The organism is Halomonas koreensis (assembly GCF_031451675.1).
Classification (GTDB): domain Bacteria; phylum Pseudomonadota; class Gammaproteobacteria; order Pseudomonadales; family Halomonadaceae; genus Halomonas; species Halomonas koreensis.
On record NZ_JARWAK010000002.1, the window covers coordinates 171794 to 194961 of the forward strand.

The window sequence follows — 23168 nt, forward strand, 5'->3', positions numbered from 1 at the left end:
CCGCGTCCCCGTTCGACCAGGAGAATCGATGAGCAAGCCGTTCCGACTCGCGTCCAAGTACCGGCCCGCCGGCGACCAGCCCACGGCCATCCAGGGCCTGGTCGAGGGGATCGAGGCCGGGCTGGCCCACCAGACCCTGCTGGGGGTCACCGGCTCGGGCAAGACCTACACCATGGCCAACGTGGTGGAGCGCCTGCAGCGCCCGACCATCGTCATGGCGCCCAACAAGACCCTGGCCGCGCAGCTCTACGGCGAGTTCAAGGCCTTCTTCCCCGACAACGCCGTCGAGTACTTCGTCTCCTACTACGACTACTACCAGCCCGAGGCCTATGTGCCGTCCTCGGACACCTTCATCGAGAAGGACGCCTCGATCAACGACCACATAGAGCAGATGCGCCTCTCGGCGACCAAGGCGCTGCTCGAGCGCCGCGACGCCCTGATCGTGGTCTCGGTGTCGGCCATCTACGGCCTGGGCGACCCCGATCAGTACCTGAAGATGCGCCTGCACTTCACTCGCGGCGAGCTGATCGACCAGCGAGCCTTCCTGCGCCGCCTGGCGGAGCTGCAGTACACCCGCAACGACCTGGACTTCAAGCGCGGCACCTATCGGGTGCGCGGCGACGTGATCGACATCTTCCCGGCGGACGCCGAGGACGAGGCGGTGCGGGTGGAGCTGTTCGACGACGAGATCGACGGCATCAGCCTGTTCGATCCGCTGACCGGGGAGGTGCGCGGCAAGGTCCCGCGCATGACCATCTACCCCAAGTCCCACTACGTCACGCCCCGGGAGACCATCCTCGGCGCCATCGACGCCATCAAGGAGGAGCTGGCCGAGCGCCTGGCCTGGATGCGCCAGCACGACAAGCTGGTGGAGGCCCAGCGGCTGGAGCAGCGCTCGCTGTACGACATCGAGATGATGCTCGAGCTCGGCTACTGCAACGGCATCGAGAACTACTCCCGCTACCTCTCCGGCCGCGAGCCCGGCGAGCCGCCGCCGACCTTCTTCGACTACCTGCCGGCCGATGCCCTGCTGTTCATCGACGAGTCCCACGTCAGCGTTCCCCAGGTGGGCGGCATGTACAAGGGTGACCGCTCGCGCAAGGAGACCCTGGTGGAGTACGGCTTCCGCCTGCCTTCGGCGCTGGACAACCGGCCGATGACCTTTCAGGAGTGGGAGCGCATCTGCCCGCAGACGGTCTTCGTCTCGGCCACCCCGGGCCCCTACGAGGCGGAGCACGCCGGCCGGGTGGTGGAGCAGGTGGTGCGCCCCACCGGGCTGCTGGATCCCGAGCTCGAGGTGCGCCCGGCCACCACCCAGGTCGACGACCTGCTCTCCGAGATTCGTGCCCGGGCCGAGGCCCAGGAGCGGGTGCTGGTCACCACCCTGACCAAGCGCATGGCCGAGGACCTCACCGAGTACCTGGACGAGCACGGGGTGCGGGTGCGCTACCTGCACTCCGACATCGACACCGTGGAGCGGGTGGAGATCATCCGCGACCTGCGGCTCGGCGCCTTCGACGTCCTGGTGGGCATCAACCTGCTGCGCGAGGGCCTGGACATTCCCGAGGTCTCGCTGGTGGCGATCCTCGATGCCGACAAGGAAGGCTTCCTGCGCAACGAGCGCTCGCTGATCCAGACCATCGGCCGCGCGGCGCGCAACGCCCACGGCAAGGCGGTGCTCTACGCCGATCGCATCACCGACTCCATGCGCCGGGCCATGGACGAGACCGAGCGTCGGCGGGCCAAGCAGCTCGCCCACAACGAGGCCCACGGCATCGTGCCGGAGACGGTCAGCCGCTCGGTGGCCGACATCCTCGAGGCCGGCGAGGCCCCGGGGCGCAAGGGCAAGGGCCGCAAGGGCGAGCGCAGGGTGGCCGAGGGTGCCGCGGTCTACGATCCCGACGAGCTGGGGCCGGAGGCGCTGATGCGCGAGATCACCCGCGTCGAGGACGCCATGGGCGAGGCGGCCCAGAACCTCGAGTTCGAGGAGGCCGCCCGGCTGCGCGACCGGCTGCTGGCGCTCCGGGAGCGCCGGCTGGCGCTGGGGCAGGCCTAGTCGCGGCCCGGGATCGGGAGGGCGGGACGCCGTAAGGCCCCGAGATCCGAGGCGCCGGCGCGACTGGCCGCTCAGATGCACGCCATGACGCGGCGTAGCTACGAGACGGGCGGGATGGCCCATCGCGACGAATGAGCCGCCGCGGGCCGGCAAACGGGAGCGGTCGATTGGCCCGTCGCACCTGCGGCATCCTCATCGAGCGCGCTGGCGTGGCCTCGCGGGGGCGGTATCGCTGCTCCCGCCCCTCGGCCGACCATGCCCCTCCCTAACGCCTAACGGCCCAGCCTTGGGCGATGCCCTTGCTGGGCTTTATACCGTTATCTTCATGGCAGGCCTTACGACCAAGGCCGCGGCGGCGACCGCTGCCGAGGGCAGGGCAAGTGCGCTATAATCCGGCCCCGTTCGAGCCCGCCGCCGGCCGCCGGCCGACCAGAAGCGGGCGTGTCGACCCACCAAGGAGCGTCTTGCCCATGACCGTGATCCGCCAGGATGACCTCATCCAGAGCGTCGCCGATGCCCTGCAGTACATCTCCTACTACCATCCCAAGGACTTCATCGACGCCATGGCGGCCGCCTACGAGCGCGAGGAGAACCCCGCGGCCCGGGACGCCATCGCCCAGATCCTGATCAACTCGCGGATGTGCGCCACCGGCCATCGGCCGATCTGCCAGGACACCGGTATCGTCACCGTCTTCGTCCACGTGGGCATGAACGTGCGCTTCGAGACCGAGATGAGCCTCGACGACATGATCAACGAGGGGGTGCGCCGGGCCTACCAGCTGCCCGACAACATCCTGCGCGCCTCGGTGCTGGCCGACCCGGACGGCAAGCGCCAGAACACTCGCGACAACACCCCGGCGATCATCCATCACAAGCTGGTGCCCGGCGACAGCGTCGAGGTGCATGTGGCGGCCAAGGGCGGCGGCAGCGAGGCCAAGTCGAAGTTCGCCATGCTCAACCCCTCCGACAGCGTGGTCGACTGGGTGCTCGAGCAGCTGCCCAAGATGGGCGCCGGCTGGTGTCCGCCCGGGATGCTGGGGATCGGCATCGGCGGGACCGCCGAGAAGGCCATGGAGCTGGCCAAGGAATCGCTGCTCGACCCCATCGACATCCAGGACCTGCAGGCCCGCGGCGCGGCCAATCGCGCCGAGGAGCTGCGCCTGGAGCTCTATGACAAGGTCAACAGGACCGGCATCGGCGCCCAGGGCCTGGGCGGGCTGACCACGGTGCTCGACATCAAGGTCAAGGACTACCCGACCCATGCCGCCAACAAGCCGGTGGCGATCATCCCCAACTGCGCGGCCACCCGCCATGCCCACTTCACCCTGGACGGCTCCGGGCCCGCGGCCCTGCCGGCGCCGAAGCTCGAGGACTGGCCGGAGATCACCCGCGAGGCGGGCGGCGACGTCAAGCGCGTCGACCTGGACGCGATCACCCCGGAAGAGGTGAGGAGCTGGCAGCCCGGCGACACCCTGCTGCTCAACGGCAAGCTGCTCACCGGCCGCGACGCCGCCCACAAGCGCATGGTCGATATGCTCGCCAAGGGCGAGGCGCTGCCCGTCGACCTCAAGGGCCGCTTCATCTACTACGTCGGTCCGGTGGATCCGGTCGGCGACGAGGTGGTCGGCCCGGCCGGTCCCACCACCGCGACCCGCATGGACAAGTTCACCCGCACCATGCTGGAGGAGACCGGCCTGCTGGGCATGGTCGGCAAGGCCGAGCGCGGCCCCGCCGCCATCGAGGCGATCCGCGACAATCGGGCCGTCTACCTGATGGCCGTGGGCGGCTCCGCCTACCTGGTGGCGCAGGCGATCAAGCAGGCGCGGGTGGTCGGCTTCGAGGACCTGGGCATGGAGGCCATCTACGAGTTCGAGGTGGAGGACATGCCGGTGACCGTGGCCGTGGACAGCGAGGGGACCTCGGTGCACCAGACCGGCCCGGCGAAGTGGAAGGAGATCATCGCCGAGCGCGCCTGATCGACGCGACGGGCCCGCTCCGCCGACGGGTCCCGGAGCGCCGCTCCGACGCCACGGCCCCGCCATCTGGCGGGGCCGTCGTCGTTGTGGGTATGCTGGGAGCGGCGGCGAGGCCCGCCGCCGCCCCATCCCACGGACAGGGAGAGACCATGACCTCCTGGCTGCTCGGCCTGCTGATCCTGCTGACCCATGTGCTCGGCGCCCTGTCGGCGGTGCAGGCGCTGCTGTCGGCGCGCACCTCCCAGGGCGCCATCGCCTGGATCATCTCGCTGGTCGCCATGCCCTATCTGGCGGTGCCCGCCTTCTGGGTCTTCGGCCGGCCGCGCTTCTACGGCTACGTCTCGGCCCGGGGCGAGCGCGACACCGTGCTGCGCCGAGTCCTGGCCCGCTACCGCGATCGCATGGCGCCCTACCTGGCCCACGCCGGACCGGCCGACGTGCGGGCGGTGGAGAAGCTGGCCATGATGCCGCTGACCAGCGGCAACCGGGCCGAGCTGCTGGTCGACGGTCGGGCGACCTTCGACAGCCTGTTCGCCGGCATCGACGCCGCCGAGGACTACATCCTGGTGCAGTTCTTCATCATCCGCGACGACGCCCTGGGCCGGCGCCTCCGCGATGGCCTCGAGGCCGCCGCGGCGCGCGGGGTGTGGGTGCGGCTGCTGTATGACGAGATCGGCTGCCACGCCCTGCCCGAGGGCTACCTGCGCACCCTGCGCGACGCCGGCGTGGCGGTCAGCGCCTTCCACTCCTCCCGGGGGCTGCGCCATCGCTTCCAGCTCAACTTCCGCAACCACCGCAAGATTCTGGTTGTCGATGGCCGGGAGGGCTGGGTCGGCGGCCACAACGTCGGCGTCGAGTACCTGGGTGACGATCCCCGCCACGGCCACTGGCGGGATACCCATCTCAAGCTCACCGGGCCCAGCGTGCTGGGCCTGCAGGAGGCCTTCTGGGAGGACTGGCACTGGGCCACCGGCGAGGTCATCCGCCTGGACTGGTCGCCGGTGGTGACCTGCGAGACCTGCCAGAATGTGGTCATCGTGCCCTCCGGGCCCGCGGACCCGCTGGAGACCGCCAGCCTGCTGGTGCAGCACGTGATCCACAGCGCCCGGGAGCGGCTGTGGATCACCAGTCCCTACTTCGTGCCGGACCGCAGCGTCCAGGACGCCCTGCGCCTGGCCGCCATGCGCGGGGTGGACGTGCGCATCATGATGCCGGAGCGCCCGGATCACCTGCTGGTCTTCCTCTCGGCCTTCTCCTTCCTGCCCGACATGCTGCGGGCCGGCGTGAAGGTCTACCGCTACCAGCCGGGCTTTCTGCACCAGAAGGTGATCCTCATCGACGACGAGGCGGCCTGCGTGGGCACCGTCAACCTGGACAACCGCTCGTTCCGCCTGAACTTCGAGATCACCGCCTTCGTGCCGGATCGGCGCTTCGCCGGGGAGGTGCGGGTGATGCTGGAGCGCGACTTCGGCGCCTGCCGCCGGGTGACCCTGGAGGAGATCACCCGGCGCCCGCTGTGGCGCAAGCTGATGTCCCGGGCCGCCTATCTCTTCGCCCCGGTGCAGTGATCCGCTTGGGTCGACCGCCCGGCTGGGGTACATTAGCCGCCTTGATGGGCCCGCGTCCCGGGCCGCTCATGCATTCGTGATCGGGAGTCGTGGTGAACCTCGAGACCAAGTGGCTGGAAGACTTCGTCGCCCTGGCCAATACCCGCAGCTTTTCCGCCTCGGCGCGGCAGCGCCACGTGACCCAGCCGGCCTTCAGCCGGCGCATCCGCTCCCTGGAGCAGGCCGTCGGGGTGACCCTGGTCGACCGCTCCACCACGCCCGTGGACCTGACCCCGGAGGGGCAGCTGTTCCTGGTCACCGCCCGCAACATGGTCGAGCAGCTCAACGAGAGCCTCGGCCACCTGCGCGGCCTGTCCATGGCCAACGAGGCCCTGGACATCGTCGCCGCCCACTCCCTGGCGCTGAGCTTCTACCCGCAGTGGATCTCGCGCCTGCAGAAGGGGCTGGGCGAGCTGCCCACGCGCCTGGTGGCGATGAACGTGGGCGATGCCATCCATGTGCTGCGCGAGGGCAACTGCGACCTGATGCTGGCCTACTACGACCCCTACGCCAGCATGCAGCTCGACGCCGAGGTCTTTCCCTCCTTCTCCATCGGCCAGGTCAAGATGCTGCCGGTCTGCCTGCCCGATGAGCAGGGGCGGCCGCGCTTCCCGCTGGAGGGCGGCGAGTCGGTGCCCTATCTGGCCTACACCCAGGGCGCCTTCCTGGGCCGCAGCGTGCGCATGCTGCTCAAGAACGACCCGCTGCGCATGCGCCTGCGCATCGTCTACGAGACGGCCATGGCCGAGGGCCTCAAGGGCATGGTCATGCAGGGCCTGGGCATGGCCTGGATCCCGGACTTCTGCATCCGCGAGGAGCTCCGCAGCGGCCGGCTGGTGCGCGCCGGGGGCGAGCAGCACGACGTGCCGCTGGAGATCCGCCTGTATCGCTGCTCGCTGGTGCACAAGCCCGGCGTCGAGAAGCTCTGGCGGCAGATGATGAAGTTGCCGCGGGACTTCCTCCAGGCCTGAAAAAGGCGGGATTTCCTACTGCGCGCGATAGCTCGGCCACCGGCGCTGCTCGCTATCCTCATGTAGCAGGCTACACTCCGGTAGCTGCGCTGCGGCGGTGACCGACCTAATCTTCGCTCGTTACGGAAATCTCGACTTTTTTAGCGTTCAAGCATCACTGCTGGGGTTACAGGTACTCGCCGGCGCCTGTCAGGGGCCGCCGAGGTCGGCGGGCAGCCCCAGGAAGTTCTGGATGATGAAGAAGTGGTCCTCGAACAGGGCGTCCGGCTCCAGATCGGCGAGCGGCACCCAGCGCGCGTGGTCGCCGCCCCGGACCGGCTTGAGGCGGGGCAGCTGCTGCTCCGGGCGCAGCGCGAAGTAGAAGGCCTCGGCCAGGGTGCGGCCCCGCCAGCTGCGGTGGGGCTCGTCGAATAGCCGCTGGCCGCGCAGCGAGCCCTTGAGCACCGGCTCGGGGACCTTGAGGCGGACCCGCTCGCGCAGCTCCCGCAGGCAGGCGTCCAGCAGGCGCTCGTGGGGATTGATGAAGCCCCCGGGGAGGGCGTAGAGCCCCTTGCCCGGCGCGGCGGTGCGCTTGACCAGCAGTACGTGCCCGGATTGCACCACCACCGCGCTGACGGTGACGAAGACCGGCGGGTAGGGGGCCTGGGCCCAGGCCTGCCGGTACTGGTCGAGCAGCCCCTGTTCCTCGACCAGCTGCTGGAAGGGCTCGGTCTCCAGGAAGGCCTTGATCTCGTCGACCACCCCCGGGGGCAGGTCGTGGCAGGCCCCGGCGCTGGCGTAGTCGGCGGCGGCCATCGGCGAGCGGAACAGCCGCTCGCGGATCTGGCTGGCGGAGATGCCCTCGACCATGGGCACGCTCACCGACTCCCACTGAGGGAAGAGCGACAGGTAGTAGCTGGACTGGCCGCGGCTGGCCCCGATCAGGCCGATGCGCGGCAGGCGGGCCTGGCTGGGGGAGGCCAGGTCGCGCACCTTGCGCTGGACGTCGCGCACCCAGACGTCGTTGTTGTAGAGGGCATCGAGCAGCGGCACGATCTCCAGCCGCGCGTTGTCCTGGTCGTCGAAGGCGCTGGTCAGCATGCGCCGGCGCTCCTCGAAGCGCCAGGGGTTGCGTAGCGAGCGCGCCTGCCAGGCCGAGCCCACCAGCACGATGACCTGTCGGGCCCGCTTGAGGGCCTCGTGGATCACCGCCAGGTGTCCGAGGTGGGGGGGCTGGAAGCGACCGATGAAGACCAGGCAGTCGAAATCGGGGGCGGCCGGGTCGGCGTCCAGCGTCGGGCTCATGGGCAGGGCTCCAGGCGGGCAAAGCCTCCATTATGGTGAGGGCAGCGGGGGCGTGCAATCGGCCGGCTCGGCAGCGGTGCCCGGGCTCGGGTATGCTGGAGGCCCCAAGGACAGGCGAGGAGCGGGACGATGTGGATGTCGATCAGGCGCGAGGCGGGCTTCTGGTGGGGCGTGATGCGCGATGCGGTGAAGCTGTGGATCGAGCGCAACGCCTTCAGCTATGCCGGATCGCTGGCCTTCTACACCCTGTTTTCCCTGGCGCCCACCATCATCATCGCGGTCACCGTCATCGGCCTGGTGCTCGGGGAGGAGGCCGCCCATGGCCAGATCGTCACCCGGCTGGAGGGCACCATGGGCAGCGGGGCGGCCGAGGCGATCCAGAGCGCCGTGGCCCAGTCGCGCATCGAGGCCTCGGGGCTGTGGCCGACCCTGATGGGGATCGGCGCCCTGCTGGTCGGCGCCACCACCGTCTTCGGCCAGATGCAGTATTCCCTCAACACCCTGTGGGGGGTCACCGCCCATCCCGGCCGCAACAGCCTGCTGATCTTCCTCAAGAAGCGCACCCTGTCGCTGGCGGTGGTGCTGGCCATCGGCTTCATCCTGCTGGTGTCGCTGGTGCTGGGCGTGGCCGTCAAGTCGCTGCTGCGCGCCGCCGACGACCTGCTGCCGTTCGTCGGCTTCCTGACCACCGGCGTCGAGTTCCTGATCTCGCTGGCCCTGGTGACGGCGCTGTTCGCGACCATCTTCCGGGTGCTGCCCGACGTGGTGCTGAGCTGGCGGGACGTGCTGGTGGGCGCGCTGGTCACGGCCCTGCTGTTCGCGGTGGGGCGCAGCGCCATCGCCACCTACCTGGCCTACACCGCCACGGCCTCCACCTACGGCGCGGCGGGCTCGATCGTGGTGGTGCTGCTGTGGGTCTACTACTCGTCGCTGATCCTGCTGTTCGGCGCGGCCTTCACCAAGTGCCACCTGCTGGCCCGCGGCCGCGAGGTGGTGCCGCGCAACCTGGCGGTGCGGGTCAAGCAGGAGCTCATGGAGGAGGCGTCGCCGGGCCCGCGGACCCGGCGACGGACGGACGCCGCCGGGTCGTCCGGCGACGGGGGCTGAGCGGCCTCAGGGCGTCGGGCGGAAGCGTTCCCGGGCCAGGTCGTCGGCCACCGGGGCCGGGCTGCGGCCCTCCCGGGCGGCCCGGGCGAAGATCTCGTCCAGGGTGGCGCCGATGCCCTCGATATGGGCCATCACCGCCTCGCGGCGATAGTCGGGCCGGCGCTGCCAGGCGATCTCGATGACCCCGCCGGCGTTGGCCACGTAGTCCGGGGTATAGAGGATGCCGCGGGCGTGGAGCCGGTCGGCGATCTCGGGGCTGGCCAGCTGGTTGTTGGCCGCCCCGCAGACGACCCTGGCCTTGAGGCGCTCCACCACCTCGGCGCTCAGCGCCGCGCCCATGGCGCAGGGGGCGAAGACGTCGACCTCGGCGTCGACGATGGCCTCGGGGCGGACGATCTCGGCCTCCAGCTCCTCGCCGAGGCGCGCCAGGGCGTCGCGGTCGACGTCGGTGAGCACCAGCCGGGCGCCGGCGGCGTGCAGGCGACGCGCCAGGTGCGCGCCCACGTGGCCGACCCCCTGCACGGCGACCCGCAGGCCCGCCAGGTCCTCCCGGCCGAGGCCGTGGCGCACGGCGCTGCGCAGGGCGCAGAAGACCCCGTGGGCGGTAAAGGGGGAGGGATCGCCGGAGCGGCCCGCGTGGCCGAGCCCGCCCACGTGATCGGTGGCCTCGGCGATGACGCGCATGTCGGCCTCGCTGGAGCCCGAGTCCTCGGCGGTGATGTAGCGGCCGCTCAGCGAGTCCACCAGCCGGCCCATGGCGCGCAGCAGCTCGGGGGTCTTGTCGCGACGCGGGTCGGCGATGATCACCGCCTTGCCGCCGCCCAGCGGCAGGTCGGCCAGCGCCGACTTGTAGGTCATGCCCCGGGACAGCCGCAGCACGTCGGTGAGCGCTTCCGCCTCGTCGGCATAGGGGTAGATCCGCAGGCCACCCAGGGCCGGGCCGCGTCGGGTGTCGTGGATGGCGATGATGGCGCGCAGGCCGCTCGCCTCGTCGCAGCCATGGACCACCTGCTGATGGTGGTCGAACTCGGGGTGATCGAAGACCGGCATGGGATTCTCCCTTTTGAGGATGCTTGTTGTGGGATTCGCCGTGGATGGGCGAAAGGCGCTATCGCCATGGCTTGTGGCCGAGCGAACGCCTGGGTGACAGCTTAAAGCCTAGAGCATCGCACCGGCTCCGGGAAGCCTGCCCTTGGTGGTGGCCCCGCGGCGATGCTAGAAAGGAAGGACAGGCCATGTCGCGGCGGGCAGCGGGCCGCCGCCACCGAAAGGGGGAGTCTATGGAACACTGCTGCGTGAAGGCGCTGGTGACCGGCAAGGTCCAGGGCGTGTGGTTCCGGCGCGCCACCCAGGAGCAGGCCCTGCAGGCCGGGCTCACCGGGTACGCGATCAATCGGGTCGACGGCCGGGTGGAGGTGCTGCTGTGCGGACCGCGCGAGGCGGTCCGCGACGTCGGCCAGTGGCTGTGGAAGGGGCCGCCGGGCGCCCGGGTCACCCATGTCGAGATGGAGGTCGTGGAGGTCCACGAGCCAGACGGGTTCACCACCGGGTGACCATGGCCGCCCGGCGCAGCGAACGCTAGGCCAGGGTCTCGGCGATCCACTCCACGACGCCCTCGCCGTCGGCGCCCAGGCAGACGTCGACCAGGGGCGTGCGCGACCAGCGCGGCTCGATGTAGCCGCGGTTCTCCGGGGCGAAGACGGTCTGGCCCTCGGCCTCACCCTCGGTAGCCACGGTCAGGTGGCCGCGGGCGGTGGTGAACAGCTCCGGGCGCAGCAGCCACGCCAGGGCGCAGCTGTCGTGGGGGCAGCAGCCGTCGATGCCCAGCATCTCGCGATAGAAGTCGCGATAGAAGGCATAGCTGTCGGCCAGCACCTCGCCCAGCCGTCCCTGGCCGGCGGCGATGCGGGCCATGCGCGCCGGATCCAGCACGCAGCGGTGGGTCGCGTCCAGCCCCACCAGGGTCAGCGGCCAGCCGGCGGTGAGCACGCGGCGCGCGGCGTGGGGGTCGTTGAAGATGTTGGCCTCGGCCACCGGGGTGACGTTGCCGCCCTCGCGGATCGAGCCGCCCATCACCACCACCCGCTTGACCCGATCGATCAGCGCCGGTTCCAGCTGCAGGGCCGCGGCCAGGTTGCCCAGCGGCCCCACCGCCACCAGGGTCACCTCGCCGGGACGGGCATTGACGGTGTCGACGATGAAGCGGGCGGCGTCCCGGGGATCGGCGCGCCCCTGCACCGCCGGCAGCGCGATATCGCCCAGGCCGTTGGCGCCGTGGATGTGGGCGGGGGCCGGGTGGCGCGGCTTGACCATGGGCGCGGCGGCGCCCTGGGCGACGGGGATCTCGTGGCCGGCCAGCTCGGCCAGCAGCAGGGCGTTGTGGGTGGCGGTGTCGGCGTCGACGTTGCCGAAGGTGGTGGTCATCCCCAGCAGCTCGATGTCCGGGTGGCGCAGGGCGATGGCGATGGCCTGGGCGTCGTCGACGCCCGGGTCGGTGTCGAAGATGATCGCTTCGGACATGGGGTTCTCCTGATCGGGGCTCACGGGGCGTCGGGGGCGTCGGCCAGCAGCGGCTCCACCTCGGCGACGTCGGGAATGCTCTCGGCCGCGCCGGGGCGCTGCACGCCCAGGGCCGCGGCCGCGGCGGCCCGCTGCAGGCAGGTCGCCGGGGGCTGGCCGTCCTGCAGCGCCGCCAGGTAGTAGCCGATGAAGGTGTCGCCGGCGGCGGTGGTGTCCACCGGGGTGACCGGGCGCGGCGCCTGGAACAGGCGGGTGTCGCCGTGCTGGTACCAGGCGCCTTCGCCGCCCAGGGTCAGCACCGTCTCGGTGACCGGCAGGCGCCGGCGCAGGGCGTCGAGCAGGGCCTCCGCCGGGGTGCCGGCGGGCAGCTCGGCCAGGGTTTCCGCCTCGCCGCGGTTGACGAACAGCAGCCGGCAGCGCTCCAGGGGCAGGGCGGCCACGTCCGCGGTCATCGGCGCGGGATTGAAGGCGATGTGCAGCCCGCGGACGGCGGCCAGCTCGAGCAGGTCGGGGAGGGCGTTGCACTCGTTCTGGGCCAGCACCCAGTCGCCGGGCGCGGCCCCCTCGACCAGCGCCGCCAGGGCCTGGCGGGTGAAGCCGTGGTTGGCGCCGGGGAAGAGCAGGATGGCGTTCTCGCCATCGTCGTCGACCTGGATGATGGCATGGCCGCCGGGCTCGTCGACCAGCTCGATGGTCTCGACATCGACGCCGTCGCGGTCCAGCAGGTCGCGGGCCCAGGCGTCATGCCGGCCGAGCCGGCCCCAGTGTCGCACGCGGCCACCGGCCCGGGCCATGGCCAGGGACTGGTTGGCGCCCTTGCCGCCGAGGCCGACGCGATAGTCGCGGCTGGCCAGGGTCTCGCCGGGCCGAACCAGGTGGGGAACACGATAGAAATGGTCGAGGTTGATCGACCCGAAATTGTGCAGCATGCCGTCGTCCGCTGGGGCGTGGAGGATGTCGGCGTGAGTATCCAAGCCCCGGGCCAAGGGTGCAAGCCGGGATACGTTTTATACCGTTATCTTCCGTGCCCGAACAGCGAGCGCCGCCTCGAGAACTCCCATTATCTCAGGTCGACAGGTTGTCCGCCGTCAGCCGCACGATTCGCTGGCGGGCCTCGGGGCTGATCCAGGCGTTGTGGGGCGTGACGATCAGGTTCAGGTCGTCCTCGTCCAGGGCCTCGAGCAGGGGGTGCCCGTGGCGGGGCGGCTCCTCGGGCAGCACATCCACCGCCAGGCCGCCGAGCCGGCCGTCGCGCAGGGCGTCCAGGGCGGCGAGCTCGTCGACGATGCCGCCTCGGGCGCAGTTCACCAGCAATGCTCCGGGCCTGAGGCGCGTCAGCAGCTCGGCATCCACCAGGTGGTGGCTGGCCTCGGTCAGCGGGCAGTGCAGGCTGATCGCGTCGACGGTGGGGGCGAGCGCGGCGAGCGTGGGCCGCGTGTCCTGCGCGGCCCCGGGGCGGGCGGCGTAGACCACGTGCATGCCGAAGGCCTCGGCGAGCCGCCCGACCCGGCTCCCCAGTTCGCCGTGGCCGACGATCGCCAGCCGCTTGCCCTCCAGCTCCAGGGTGGTGTGGTCGAGCAGGCAGAAGAAGGCGCTGCGTCCCCAGCGGCCGGCGGCGACGTCGCGCTGGTAGCGGGGCAGTCGCCCGGCCAGGGCGAGCAGCAGCATCAGGGTGTGCTGGGCCACGCTGGCCGTGCCGTAGGCGGTGACGTTGCGGACAGCGATGCCGCGGCTCTCGGCCTCGGCCATGTCGATGTTGTTGGTGCCGGTCGCCAGCACGCAGATCCGCCGCAGGTCGGGCAGGGCGGCCAGGGCGTCGGCGTCCAGCACCACCTTGTTGACGATGGCCGTGTCGGCGCCGGCCAGTCGCTCGACGATCGCCTCCGGCGGGGTGTGGTCGTGGACGTCGAGTCGTGCGACGCGCTCGCGGATCGGCGCGAGATCGACATCGGGGCCGAGGCTGGCGGCATCGAGAATCACGGCATGCATGGCGGCTTTCCTGATCGCTGGACAGGTCCCCGGGGCTGGGCCTGGCGCCCGGCGGCAGGCTATAATGGACGGCTTTCGAGGCAGGCTTGGAATATCCGCAGCCCGACCTTATATCGCAGAACGCGCATCGCGACCGAGCGAGGTTGCGTCGTCGCCCGCCCCTTGGGACGTCGTTACCGGGAGAAATCAGACCATGCCCATCTACGAATACGAGTGCAAGGCCTGCGGCCATCGCCTGGAGAAACTGCAGAAGCTGAGCGCCGCGCCGCTCACCGACTGCCCGGCCTGCGAGCGGGCCGAGCTCGACCGCCTGGTCTCGGCGGCCGGCTTCCGGCTGGCCGGCGGCGGCTGGTACGAGACCGACTTCAAGACCGGCAGCAAGAAGAACCTGGCCGGCGGTAGCGAGGGGGCCGCCGGGTCGTCGGGCAAGGACGGGGCCGCGGCCTGACCGCGCCCGCCGCCACGCTATTCCACTTTCACGCAACAGAACAGGATACGACATGCGCAGCCATTATTGCGGCCAGTTGAACGAGACCATGGTGGATCAGACGGTCACCCTGTGCGGCTGGGTCCATCGCCGCCGTGACCATGGCGGGGTCATCTTCCTCGACATGCGCGACCGGGACGGCATCGCCCAGGTCGTGGTCGACCCCGACACCGCCGAGGCCTTCGCCAACGCCGACCGCGCCCGCAGCGAGTTCGTGCTGCGCATCCAGGGTCGCGTACGGCTGCGCCCCGAGGGCACCCAGAACCCCAACATGCCCACCGGGCTGATCGAGGTGCTGGCCAAGGACGTGGAGGTGCTCAACACCGCCGCCACCCCGCCGTTCCAGCTCGACGAGCACGGCAAGGTCGGCGAGGAGGTGCGTCTCAAGCATCGCTACATCGACCTGCGCCGTCCGGAGATGATCGACAAGCTGCGCCTGCGTTCGCGCATCTCCCACAGCGTGCGCGCCTATCTCGAGAACCAGGGCTTCCTGGACATCGAGACGCCGATCCTGACCCGAGCGACCCCGGAGGGCGCCCGCGACTACCTGGTGCCGAGCCGCACCCACGCGGGCAGCTTCTTCGCGCTGCCGCAGTCGCCGCAGCTGTTCAAGCAACTGCTGATGGTGTCCGGCTTCGATCGCTACTACCAGATCGCCAAGTGCTTCCGCGACGAGGACCTGCGCGCCGACCGCCAGCCCGAGTTCACCCAGATCGACCTGGAGGCCTCCTTCGTCGAGGAGGAGGACATCATGGCCATCACCGAGGGCATGGTGCGCAACCTCTTCCGGGACGTGCTGGACGTCGACCTGCCCGACTTCCCGCGCATGCCCTACGCCGAGGCCATGCAGCGCTTCGGCTCCGACAAGCCGGACCTGCGCATCCCGCTGGAGCTCACCGATGTCGACGACCTGATGAAGGACGTCGACTTCAAGGTGTTCTCCGGCCCGGCCAACGCCGGCGACGGCCGCGTGGCCGCGCTCAAGGTCAAGGGCGGTGCCAGCCTGACCCGCAAGGAGATCGACGAGTACACCAAGTTCGTCGGCATCTACGGCGCCCGCGGCCTGGCCTGGATCAAGGTCAACGAGCGCGCCCGCGGCCTCGATGGCCTGCAGTCGCCGATCGTCAAGTTCATGGAGGGCGTGGTCGAGTCGCTGCTGGATCGCGTCGAGGCCGAGGACGGCGACATCATCTTCTTCGGCGCCGACAAGGCGCGCATCGTCAACGAGGCGCTGGGCGCGCTGCGCGTCAAGCTGGGCGAGGACCTGGATCTCTACACCGCCGAGTGGGCGCCGCTGTGGGTGGTCGACTTCCCGATGTTCGAGGACGACGGCAGCGCCCGCCTGCAGGCCCTGCACCACCCGTTCACCGCGCCGTCCTGCGACGCCGAGACCCTCAAGGCCAAGCCGGCCGAGGCGCTGTCGCGCGCCTATGACATGGTGCTCAACGGCACCGAGCTGGGCGGCGGCTCGATCCGTATCCACGATCAGGCCATGCAGCAGACCGTGCTCGAGGTGCTGGGCATCGACCAGGACGAGGCCCGCGAGAAGTTCGGCTTCCTGCTCGACGCCCTGCAGTACGGCGCGCCGCCCCACGGCGGCCTGGCCTTCGGCCTCGACCGCCTGGTGATGCTGATGAGCGGCGCCCGCACCATCCGCGAGGTGATCGCCTTCCCGAAGACCCAGAGCGCCGCCTGCCTGATGACCGACGCCCCGGGCGAGGTCAGCGGCGAGCAGCTCAAGGAGCTCAACATTCGCCTGCGCCAGAAGGCCAAGGCGGAGACCGCCGGCGAGTAAGCCGCCGGCTCGACCGTCATCGCACCGGCGCCCCTGTGGCGCCGGTGTCGTTTCTGCGCTCCGCTTCGCTCATCACAGAGCAGGCTTTGTCGGAAAAAGGAGAAGCGATATGGCCGGCCATAGCAAATGGTCCAACATCAAGCACCGCAAGGCGGCCCAGGACGCCAAGCGCGGCAAGATCTTCAACAAGCTGATCCGCGAGCTGACCGTGGCCGCGCGCCAGGGCGGGGCCGACCCCGATGACAACCCGCGCCTGCGCGCCGCCGTGGACAAGGCGCTGGGCAGCAACATGCCCAAGGACACCGTGCAGCGGGCCATCGACCGCGGCGCCGGCAACAGCGAAGGCGACGACATGGAGGAGGTCGTCTACGAGGGCTACGGCCCCGAGGGCGTGGCGATGCTGGTGGAGGCGATGACCGACAATCGCAATCGGACTGTCTCCGAGGTGCGACACGCCTTCGGCAAGCACGGGGGCAACCTCGGCACCTCCGGTTCGGTGGCCTTCATGTTCCGGCGCCAGGGCCGCATCACCCTGCCCGAGGGCGTGTCCGAGGAGGCCGCCATGGAGGCCACCCTGGCCGCCGAGCCGGAGGACATCGAGGCCCTGGAGGACGGCCGGCTGGAGGTGGTCACCACGCCCGATACCTTCGGCGCGGTCAAGGATGCCCTGGCCGAGGCCGGGATCGCGCCGGACGCCAGCGACGTGGGTCTGTTTCCGGACACCTACACCCGCATCGGCGACGCCGAGCTGGGCCGACGCATCGTCAAGCTGGTCGACCGGCTCGAGGATCTCGACGATGTGCAGAATGTTTACACCAATGCCGACTTCGAAGATGCCATCCTCGAGCAACTGCACGATGACTGAGAATCGAGGGCAACCATGAACCGTTCCGTTCAGGCGTCGTCGCGGGGAGGCGCCACCCCCGCCACCGGGCGCCCCGCATGCTGATCCTGGGCATCGACCCGGGGTCGCGGATCACCGGCTACGGAGTGCTGGACGTCACCGCATCCACGCCGCGCTACGTGGCCAGCGGCTGCATCCGCACCCGCGGCGACGACCTGGCGCAGCGGCTGGCCCAGGTCTATGCCGGCATCGGTGAGGTCATCGGCATGCACGGGCCGGGGGAGTTCGCCATCGAGCAGGTGTTCATGTCCAAGAACGCCGACTCGGCGCTCAAGCTCGGCCAGGCCCGGGGCACCGCCATCGTCTGCGCCGCCAACCACGGACTGCCGGTCAGCGAGTACGGGCCGCGCCAGATCAAGCAGGCGGTCACCGGCGGCGGCGCCGCGGACAAGGCCCAGGTGCAGCACATGGTGACCGCCATCCTGGGACTGTCCGGCACGCCCCAGGCCGACGCCGCCGACGCCCTGGCCATCGCCCTGACCCACGCCCACGCGCGGCTGGGGCTGATCCAGGAGGGCGGCTACGGTCGCCGCCGGGGGCGGCGGGGCAGCTGGCGGGATTTCCGGCCGGAGTGATGTCGCCCGGCGGCGACGACGGGGCGGTTTTCGAACGGCGTTTGACGGGCTGGCATGCCGCCGGGGGGACCAGTATAGTGACGCCACGCCGGAATCATCTTCAAGGACAGTGACATACCATGATCGGACGCTTGCGAGGCACCCTGGTGGACAAGCAGCCGCCCTGGCTGATGGTGGACGTGGCCGGCGTCGGCTACGAGCTGGAGGCGTCCATGACCACCCTGGTGGCGCTGCCCGGCCTCGGCGAGGAGGTGGCGCTGCACACCCACCTCACCGTCCGCGACGACGCCCACCTGCTCTACGGCTTCGCCCGGGAGCAGGAACGGGCGCTGTTCCGGGCCCTGATCCGGGTCAACGGCGTCGGGCCCAAGCTGGCCCTGGCGATCCTCTCGGGCATGGACGAGGACGCCTTCATCCGCTGCGTGATGGACGACGACGTCAAGGCGCTGACGCGGCTGCCCGGGGTCGGCAAGAAGACCGCCGAGCGGCTGATCGTCGAGATGCGCGACCGCTTCCCCCACTGGGAGCGCCCCGACGACCCGACCGCCGCGAGCCCAGCATCGCCGGCGCCGGCGGCCCCGAGCGGCCCCGATCCGCTGGCCGACGCCGAGGCCGCCCTGGTCAGCCTGGGCTACAAGCCCGCCGAGGCCTCGCGGATGCTGACCGGCCTGGAAGAGGAAGGCAGCACCGAGGCCATCATCAAGGCGGCGCTCGCGCGTCGCATGGCGGGCTAGCCATGCCGCGGCCGTCCTGCCATTCCCCGATGCCGGCGGAGGGATACCATGCTGGAGACTGATCGCCTGATCGGCGCCGATACCCGCGAGGGGGAAGCCCCCCTGGACCATGCCATCCGCCCCAAGCGCCTCGCTGACTACATCGGCCAGCCCCGCGTCCGCGAGCAGCTCGAGATCTTCATCGGCGCCGCCCGGGGCCGCGGCGAGAGCCTGGACCACACCCTGGTCTTCGGCCCTCCGGGGCTCGGCAAGACCACCCTGGCACATATCATCGCCACCGAGATGGGCGTCGGGCTCAAGTCCACCTCCGGGCCGGTGCTGGAGCGCCCGGGCGACCTCGCCGCCATGCTCACCAACCTGCAGCCCGGCGACGTGCTGTTCATCGACGAGATCCATCGCCTCTCGGCGGTAGTCGAGGAAGTCCTGTATCCCGCCATGGAGGACTTCCAGCTCGACATCGTGATCGGCGAGGGCCCCGCGGCCCGCTCGATCAAGCTCGACCTGCCGCCCTTCACCCTGGTGGGGGCGACCACCCGCGCCGGCCTGTTGACCTCACCGCTGCGCGACCGCTTCGGCATCGTCCAGCGCCTGGAGTTCTACGGCGTCGACGAGCTCAGCGAGATCGTCGCCCGCTCGGCGCGCCTGCTCGACGTGACCGCCGACGACGCGGGGGCCCGGGAGGTGGCGCGCCGCGCCCGGGGCACGCCGCGCATCGCCAATCGCCTGCTGCGCCGCGTCCGCGACTTCGCCGAGGTGCGCGGCACGGGCCAGGTGGACGCCGCGATCGCCGACCGGGCCCTGGACATGCTGCACGTCGACCATCACGGCCTGGATCACATGGATCGCCGGCTGCTGATGGCGATGATCGAGAAGTTCGACGGCGGCCCGGTGGGCGTGGACTCCCTGGCCGCGGCGATCGGCGAGGAACGCGATACCATCGAGGACGTCATCGAGCCCTACCTGATCCAGCAGGGCCTGATGATGCGCACCGCCCGGGGACGGGTGGTGACCCGCCAGGCCTGGCAGCACTTCGGCCTGGCTCCCGACGACCAGGCCCCGACCTCCTGACGCCTTACCCAGTCACGATCGACGAGACGAGGAATCCCGTGAACGACGCCATGTCCATTCCCCACCTGATCATGAACGCCAGCGGCGTGGTCCAGGCGGTGATGCTGCTGCTGCTGGTCGGCTCGCTGCTGTCCTGGGTGGTGATCTTCCAGCGCACCTTCGTGATGCGCCGGGCCCGCAAGGCCCACCGCGAGTTCGAGGATCGCTTCTGGTCCGGGGTCGACCTCAACGAGCTGTATCGCGACATTCCCGCCGAGAAGGACAGCCAGGGCGCCGAGCACCTGTTCCGCTCCGGCTTCCGCGAATTCAACCGCCTGCTGCCCAAGGCCAAGAGCCCCCAGGCGATCCTCGACGGCGTGCAGCGCAGCATGCGCGTGGCCTGGTCCCGGGAGGAGGATCGCCTGAACCTGCACCTGGTGTTCCTGGCCACGGTGGCCTCGTCCAGCCCCTATATCGGGCTGTTCGGCACCGTCTGGGGCATCATGGGCTCCTTCCAGTCGCTGTCCATGGCCCAGCAGGCGACGCTGGCCACGGTGGCGCCCTGGATCGCCGAGGCGCTGATCGCCACGGCCATGGGCCTGTTCGCGGCCATCCCCGCGGTGATCTTCTACAACCGGCTGTCCGCCGAGTCGTCGCGGATGCTCGGCAAGTACGAGGACTTCGCCGAGGAGTTCCATTCCATCCTGCACCGCAACCTGCAGGGTCGCGGCGACGCCGCCGGCTGAGGAGGGCATTCCATGCACGGACCCTTCAACCGCGCGGGCCGGCGCAAGCCGATGAACGAGATCAACGTCGTGCCCTTCATCGACGTCATGCTGGTGCTGCTGGTGATCTTCATGATCACCGCGCCGATGCTGACCCAGGGCGTCCAGGTCGACCTGCCGCAGGTCACCTCGGAGCCGATCGACGAGAGCGACACCCGCGACCCGATCATCGTCTCGGTGGACCGCGAGGGCCAGATCTTCGTCACCCTGGGCGGCGACGACACCGCCGTGGCCCTGGACGAGCTCGGCCAGCGGGTCGCGATCCTGCTGGAACGCCAGCCCGGCACCCCGGTGCTGGTGCGCGGCGATCGCAACGCGGCCTACGGCCAGATCGTCACCCTGATGAGCACCCTGCAGGGCGCCGGGGTCGCCAACGTCGGCTTGATCTCCGAGCCGCCCCCCGGGGAGGCCTGAGGAGGGCGCATGGCCAGACATCACCGTCGCGACGGCTACGGCCTGCCGCTGCTCTTGGCGATCGGCCTCCACCTGGGGCTGCTGGTGATCAGCGTGATCCGCTTCCCGGCCGCGGAGGACGCGCCGCCCAGCCAGGCCATCGTCCAGGCCACCCTGGTGCGCGCCGAGACCGCCACCGATCGCGCCCAGCAGGCCGAGGCCCAGCGCCAGGCGCAACAGGCCGCCCAGGAGGAAGCCGAGCGGCAGGCCGAGGCCGAACGCCAACGTCAGGCCGAGGAGGCCGCCCGTGAGCAGGCGCGCCGGGACGCCGAACGGGCGGCGGCCGAGGCCGAGCGCCGCGCCGAGGAAGCGGCTCGCCAGGAGGCCGAACGCCAGGCGGCGCAGCGCCGCCGCCAGGAGGAGGCCCGTCGGCAGCGGGAAGCCGAGGAGCAGCGTCGCCGCGAGGCCGAGGAAGCGGCCCGCGAGGCGCGGGAGGCGGAAGAGCGCCGCCAGCGCGAGGCCGAGGCCGAACGCCAGCGCCAGGCGGAGGAAGAGGCTCGCCGGCAACGCGAGGCCGAGGAGCGACGCCGTCGGGAAGCCGAGGAAGAGGCCCGGCGCCAGGCTGAGGAAGAGGCGCGTCGCCGGCGCGAGGCGGAGCAGCGACGCCGCCAGGAGGAGGCCGCCCGCCGGGCCTCGGAGGCCGCCCAGCAGAGCCTGGACCAGGCCATCGCCGGGGAGGCCGAGGCGGTGGCCAACGCCCGCCAGGCCCAGGAGGCCGCCAACGGCTTCATCGCCCTGGTGCGCCGGGCGGTGGAGCAGGCCTGGGTCATCCCGCCCAATGTGCGGGACGGCGCCACCGCCGAGATCGCCGTGCGGCTGGGGCCTTCGGGTGAGCTTTTCGCCGCGCGCGTGGGTCGTAGCAGTGGCGACGGCGCCTTCGACCGCTCCGCGCTGCAGGCCGTGGAGAGCGCCGCGCCCTTCGCCGAGCTGCGGGAGCTCCCCGCCTCGGTGCAACGCCAGTACCGTGAGTTCAACCTCAGATTCCGACCGGGGGACATACGCTGATGAGAGCCTTGATGACCGTCTGGCTGGTCGCGCTGCTGCTGTGCGCGCCGCTCGCCCAGGCCGACCTGACCATCGACATCACCCGCGGCAACGAGCGGGCCACGCCCATCGCCGTGGTGCCCTTCGCCGCCGAGGGCGCGGCCCTGCCGGTGGACCTGGCCCGGGTGGTCGCCGACGACCTGGAGCGCAGCGGCTACTTCGCCCCCCTGGAGCGCGAGGCCATGTTCGCCCGTCCGAGCCGCGCCGAGGACGTCACCTTCGGCGACTGGCAGGCCCTGGACGCACGCTACCTGGTGGTGGCCCGGGTCGCCCGCCAGGGCGACGGCGTCGAGATCCGCTACGAGCTGCTGGACGTCACCGGCGAGTCGCGCATGCTCGGCGAGCGCATCACCGCCGGGGCCGACCAGCTGCGAGCCGCCGCCCACCGCATCAGCGACCAGGTGTTCGAGGCCATCACCGGCATCCGCGGCGCCTTCTCCACGCGGATCGCCTATGTGACCTCCCAGGGCGTGGGCGAGGACACCGCCTACCAGCTCTACGTGGCCGACGCCGACGGCCGCAACAGCCAGCAGGTGCTGAGCTCCGACCAGCCGATCATGTCCCCCACCTGGTCGCCGGACGGCGGCAAGCTGGCCTATGTCTCCTTCGAGACCGGCCGACCGGCGATCTATGTCCAGGAGGTCGCCAGCGGCCGGCGGGCCCGCCTGACCTCGTTCGAGGGCCTCAACAGCGCCCCGGCCTGGTCGCCGGACGGCCGCCGCCTGGCCATGGCGCTGTCCCGGGACGGCCAGCCGGAGATCTACGTCATGGACATCGGCTCGCGCCAGCTCCAGCGGATCACCCGCAGCCCCAGCATCGAGACCGAGCCGGCCTGGGCCCCGGACGGCGACAGCCTGCTCTACACCTCGGATCGCAGCGGCGGGCCGCAGCTGTATCGCCATGACCTGGCCAGCGGCGAGGTCGAGCGCCTCACCTACACCGGCGCCTACAACGCCCGGGGGCGCTTCGGCCCGGATGGCGAGGCCATCTTCCTGATCCATCGCGGGGCCAACGGCTACCGGGTCGCCCGCCAGGACCTGGAGAGCGGCCGCCTGGTGGAGCTCGGCGACGCCCGCCACGCCGAATCCCCCAGTGTCGCCCCCAACGGCACCATGGTAATCTTCGCCACCCAGCAGGGCAGCAATGGCGTGCTGGGGGCGGTATCGGCCGACGGTCGGGCCTCGTTCCGCCTGCCCGCGGCCCAGGGCGACGTGCGCGAACCCGCCTGGTCCCCGTTCCTGAACTGACTGTATCCAGCAAGGAGACAAACGATGCAACTCAAGCCTTATGTCCGCTCCCTGGCCGTCGCCGCGTCGCTGGCCGTGATGGCCGGCTGCTCCAGCACCGGCGGCACCCAGGACGGTACCATGGACGGTACCGCCGGCTCCGGCGGCGTGGGTACCGGGACCGCCGGCAGCGGTCAGGTCAGCGGCAGCGGCCTCGGCGAGGGCGCCGCCCAGATGGCCAGCTCGCGGATCCCCGAGGTGCGCACCATCTACTTCGCCTTCGACAGCGACGCCATTCGTCCCGAGTTCCAGTCCGTGCTCGAGGCCCATGCCGGCTTCCTGCGCGCCAACCCCGGCGCCGAGGTCATCCTCCAGGGCCACACCGACGAGCGCGGCACCCGCGAGTACAACCTGGCCCTCGGCGAGCGCCGTGCCGGCGCCGTGGAGCGCTTCCTCAACGTCCAGGGCGTGTCGCCGTCCCAGGTCGAGGTGGTCAGCTACGGCGAGGAGCGGCCCGCCGCCCGCGGCAGCAACGAGGAAGCCTACGCCCAGAATCGCCGGGTAGTCTTCGCCTACTGACCCCGGCGCCAACCAGAGCAAGGGAGGAC

Annotated in this window: 22 protein-coding genes; 17 read left to right on the forward strand and 5 right to left on the reverse strand. The window is 70.8% G+C overall.

Going from position 1 to position 23168, the window contains the following annotated elements; genetic code table 11:
- Positions 1 to 28 precede the first annotated feature (28 nt).
- The 4 genes from uvrB (at position 29) to QC818_RS02975 (ending at position 6610) form a co-directional block, all read left to right on the forward strand.
- Positions 29 to 2056 carry an excinuclease ABC subunit UvrB gene (uvrB, locus tag QC818_RS02960; RefSeq protein WP_309651352.1) on the forward strand — a complete coding sequence of 676 codons (2028 nt, stop codon included), beginning with the start codon at positions 29 to 31 and terminating at the stop codon, positions 2054 to 2056.
- Positions 2057 to 2526: 470 nt separating this feature from the next.
- Positions 2527 to 4032, forward strand: coding sequence for a fumarate hydratase (locus QC818_RS02965; protein WP_309651353.1), 1506 nt, complete (start codon positions 2527 to 2529; stop codon positions 4030 to 4032).
- A gap of 149 nt (positions 4033 to 4181) precedes the next feature.
- On the forward strand, positions 4182 to 5600 hold the full coding sequence (cls, locus tag QC818_RS02970) for a cardiolipin synthase (RefSeq protein ID WP_309651354.1): 1419 nt from the start codon (positions 4182 to 4184) through the stop codon (positions 5598 to 5600).
- A 92-nt stretch (positions 5601 to 5692) separates the two neighbouring features.
- Positions 5693 to 6610, forward strand: coding sequence for a LysR substrate-binding domain-containing protein (locus QC818_RS02975; protein WP_309651355.1), 918 nt, complete (start codon positions 5693 to 5695; stop codon positions 6608 to 6610).
- Positions 6611 to 6799: 189 nt separating this feature from the next.
- Here the strand turns inward: QC818_RS02975 and QC818_RS02980 are convergent, their stop codons facing one another.
- Positions 6800 to 7894 carry a bifunctional nicotinamide-nucleotide adenylyltransferase/Nudix hydroxylase gene (locus QC818_RS02980; RefSeq protein ID WP_309651356.1) on the reverse strand — a complete coding sequence of 365 codons (1095 nt, stop codon included), beginning with the start codon at positions 7892 to 7894 and terminating at the stop codon, positions 6800 to 6802.
- A 129-nt stretch (positions 7895 to 8023) separates the two neighbouring features.
- Here QC818_RS02980 and QC818_RS02985 point away from each other — a divergent pair, with 129 nt between their 5' ends.
- Complete coding sequence (locus QC818_RS02985; protein ID WP_309651357.1) at positions 8024 to 9001, forward strand: YihY/virulence factor BrkB family protein; 978 nt, start codon at positions 8024 to 8026, stop codon at positions 8999 to 9001.
- Between the two features lie 6 nt (positions 9002 to 9007).
- Here the strand turns inward: QC818_RS02985 and QC818_RS02990 are convergent, their stop codons facing one another.
- Positions 9008 to 10051, reverse strand: a complete 1044-nt coding sequence (locus tag QC818_RS02990) for a Glu/Leu/Phe/Val family dehydrogenase (protein WP_309651358.1) — start codon at positions 10049 to 10051, stop codon at positions 9008 to 9010.
- A 230-nt stretch (positions 10052 to 10281) separates the two neighbouring features.
- Between QC818_RS02990 and QC818_RS02995 the strand changes: the two genes are divergently transcribed.
- The gene (locus QC818_RS02995; protein ID WP_309651359.1) at positions 10282 to 10554 is read left to right on the forward strand and encodes an acylphosphatase; all 273 of its coding nucleotides are present in this window, start codon (positions 10282 to 10284) and stop codon (positions 10552 to 10554) included.
- 25 nt (positions 10555 to 10579) lie between these two features.
- Here the strand turns inward: QC818_RS02995 and QC818_RS03000 are convergent, their stop codons facing one another.
- The 3 genes from QC818_RS03000 to QC818_RS03010 form a co-directional block, all read right to left on the reverse strand.
- Positions 10580 to 11521 (reverse strand): nucleoside hydrolase, encoded by a 942-nt coding sequence (locus tag QC818_RS03000; protein ID WP_309651360.1) that lies wholly within the window; start codon positions 11519 to 11521, stop codon positions 10580 to 10582.
- Positions 11522 to 11541: 20 nt separating this feature from the next.
- Complete coding sequence (locus tag QC818_RS03005) at positions 11542 to 12450, reverse strand: ribokinase (protein ID WP_309651361.1); 909 nt, start codon at positions 12448 to 12450, stop codon at positions 11542 to 11544.
- A gap of 136 nt (positions 12451 to 12586) precedes the next feature.
- Positions 12587 to 13510: a D-2-hydroxyacid dehydrogenase gene (locus QC818_RS03010; RefSeq protein WP_309651362.1), complete on the reverse strand. Its 924-nt coding sequence runs from the start codon at positions 13508 to 13510 to the stop codon at positions 12587 to 12589.
- A gap of 193 nt (positions 13511 to 13703) precedes the next feature.
- Here QC818_RS03010 and QC818_RS03015 point away from each other — a divergent pair, with 193 nt between their 5' ends.
- From QC818_RS03015 to pal, 11 genes are all read left to right on the forward strand, one after another.
- A complete protein-coding gene (locus tag QC818_RS03015; protein ID WP_309651363.1) occupies positions 13704 to 13958 on the forward strand; it encodes an FmdB family zinc ribbon protein in 255 nt (84 codons plus the stop codon).
- Positions 13959 to 14010: 52 nt separating this feature from the next.
- Entirely contained in the window at positions 14011 to 15792 is a 1782-nt protein-coding gene (gene aspS / locus QC818_RS03020; protein ID WP_309651364.1) for an aspartate--tRNA ligase, read from the forward strand.
- Positions 15793 to 15901: 109 nt separating this feature from the next.
- Positions 15902 to 16657, forward strand: coding sequence for a YebC/PmpR family DNA-binding transcriptional regulator (locus QC818_RS03025; protein WP_309651365.1), 756 nt, complete (start codon positions 15902 to 15904; stop codon positions 16655 to 16657).
- Positions 16658 to 16734: 77 nt separating this feature from the next.
- Entirely contained in the window at positions 16735 to 17271 is a 537-nt protein-coding gene (gene ruvC, locus QC818_RS03030) for a crossover junction endodeoxyribonuclease RuvC (protein WP_309651366.1), read from the forward strand.
- Positions 17272 to 17390: 119 nt separating this feature from the next.
- Entirely contained in the window at positions 17391 to 18005 is a 615-nt protein-coding gene (ruvA, locus tag QC818_RS03035; protein WP_309651367.1) for a Holliday junction branch migration protein RuvA, read from the forward strand.
- A 48-nt stretch (positions 18006 to 18053) separates the two neighbouring features.
- On the forward strand, positions 18054 to 19073 hold the full coding sequence (gene ruvB / locus QC818_RS03040; protein WP_309651368.1) for a Holliday junction branch migration DNA helicase RuvB: 1020 nt from the start codon (positions 18054 to 18056) through the stop codon (positions 19071 to 19073).
- Positions 19074 to 19111: 38 nt separating this feature from the next.
- Positions 19112 to 19798 carry a protein TolQ gene (gene tolQ / locus QC818_RS03045; protein ID WP_309651369.1) on the forward strand — a complete coding sequence of 229 codons (687 nt, stop codon included), beginning with the start codon at positions 19112 to 19114 and terminating at the stop codon, positions 19796 to 19798.
- A gap of 12 nt (positions 19799 to 19810) precedes the next feature.
- A complete protein-coding gene (tolR, locus tag QC818_RS03050) occupies positions 19811 to 20251 on the forward strand; it encodes a protein TolR (RefSeq protein WP_309651370.1) in 441 nt (146 codons plus the stop codon).
- A 9-nt stretch (positions 20252 to 20260) separates the two neighbouring features.
- A complete protein-coding gene (gene tolA, locus QC818_RS03055) occupies positions 20261 to 21295 on the forward strand; it encodes a cell envelope integrity protein TolA (protein ID WP_309651371.1) in 1035 nt (344 codons plus the stop codon).
- Entirely contained in the window at positions 21295 to 22581 is a 1287-nt protein-coding gene (gene tolB, locus QC818_RS03060; RefSeq protein WP_309651372.1) for a Tol-Pal system beta propeller repeat protein TolB, read from the forward strand. The genes tolA and tolB overlap by 1 nt, the downstream gene beginning before the upstream one ends.
- A gap of 24 nt (positions 22582 to 22605) precedes the next feature.
- Complete coding sequence (pal, locus tag QC818_RS03065; RefSeq protein WP_309651373.1) at positions 22606 to 23139, forward strand: peptidoglycan-associated lipoprotein Pal; 534 nt, start codon at positions 22606 to 22608, stop codon at positions 23137 to 23139.
- Positions 23140 to 23168 lie beyond the last annotated feature (29 nt).